The 1,758-nt window shown below is 38.0% G+C and carries 2 protein-coding genes; both read right to left on the reverse strand.

Annotated features, from left to right (window positions below; all coding sequences use genetic code 11):
• Positions 1-1,280 (reverse strand): cytochrome c biogenesis protein ResB (gene resB, locus AC1DOS_RS19890; RefSeq protein WP_477538874.1); only part of this gene is annotated, 1,280 nt, incomplete at its 3' end.
• A gap of 12 nt (positions 1,281-1,292) precedes the next feature.
• The coding region (resA, locus tag AC1DOS_RS19895; protein WP_477538875.1) for a thiol-disulfide oxidoreductase ResA at positions 1,293-1,758 on the reverse strand (466 nt) is incomplete at its 5' end.

Consider the following 1,758-nt stretch of genomic DNA (forward strand, 5'->3'; position numbering starts at 1 on the left):
CCTTCGGGAGTTTCAGGGGTGAACATTTTCACTAAGAAAGCTGGATTGTTTGGAACTGGAGATTTTGTTTGAGGCTCTCCATTTTCAAATCCAGAAAAATCAGGATAATAGCCTAGTAATTCTACTTTTGACCCTTTTCCAACATCATATGACGTTTCAGGATTAACAAGGTCTATTGCTAAATCACCTAGTGTTTCTCCAGATGCTTTATTTGATAATTTAAAGTGCATCGTTTTTAGCTCATCTAAACGGAAATCCATTTGGAAAACAGAATAGCCTTCAAATTTCAATGGATGATTAACTTGAATAGACTCTTTTTTTACTTCTTTCAAATCATCCGTCTGACCTGGTAAAGCTTCTTCAGGCTTTTTATAAAGCACGACATCTGTTTGATAGTTGGATGCAATGGTTCCTACTCGATCGATTGCCTCTCCAAACACTTCGTCTTCTGTAGCTTTGTCGTATGTTTCTAAAATGAATTCTTTGCTTTCCAAGTAGAAACCAGGTGCTTCTGGAATGGCACGTGTTTCTCCTTCTCGGATCCACATTGTTTCATCCACATAAAATCCAGGTAAAGCACGTAACATGACACCAAACAAGAAAATAATCAGTCCTACATGATTAACATAAGGGCCCCATCTTGCAAAACGTCCCTTTTCAGCTAATAATGCTCCATCTTCACGCGTTACTTTATAGCGAAGTTCTTTGAGTTTTTCTTCGCTTTTCGCTAGAGAATTTTCACCTAAGATATTTTCACCTTGAGCATAAAGACGTTGACGTTTCATGAAGCTTTCATGTCTTTTCGTACGTTGTTTTTTCAAGGACTTATACAATGGAATAAATCGATCTAAACTTGCAACAATTAGTGAAATGCCAAGCATACCAATCAAGGTTTGGAACCACCACGAACCATATAAATCGGATAAACCTAATTCATAGTAGATTTTTCCGAATGTACCATACACTCGCTCATAATAAGCTGCAATGTCTGCTTCTGTAGTAGCAGGAACATATAATACTTGAGGCAATATCGTTCCGATTGCAGCAGCTACTAATATCGCAACAATAATTGTTATTCCAATTTTCACGCTCGAGAAAAAATTCCAAATTTTATCAATAATTGATTTGTTATACGTTTGCGAACGACGAGCAGTACCTTCGTAACGCATGTCCGCTAATTTTTGATTCTTAGCTTCTTTCGTGAGGGGCCTACCACAGTTTCCACATAGCACTGTTCCTTCTGGATTTTCATGCCCACAAGCACAAATGATGTTGTTCATATGATTGACTCCTTATTCAGGACGTATTTGCTCCATAAAACCAGCAATGTCCTGTTCTGTCATTTCTCCGCGTACAATTTGCTCGATTTTACCTTCAGCATTGATTAACAATGTTGTTGGAAGCGGGTCAATGTTGTAGGCTTCCATTACACTTTTCGTTTTATCAATGACAATTGGGAAATCTAATCCATACTGACTCGCAAATTGTTGTACTTCGAAATCAGAMTGTGCAATATTGACAGCCAAAATTTGAACGCCTTGTTCTTTAAACGTTTCATATTGGCGATCCATAGCAGGCATTTCTTTAGCACATGGTTTACACCATGTTCCCCAGAAATTCAAAAAGACACCTTGTCCTTTATAATCTGACAAGCGATGCTCTTCTCCATTTAAATCAACCAATGTGAAATCAGGTGCCTCATCACCAATGCCCAGTACTTCTACTTTTTCTTTGGTGGCATTGTTGTATATGGTGTAG

The organism is Paenisporosarcina sp. P5_A11 (genome assembly GCF_056400705.1).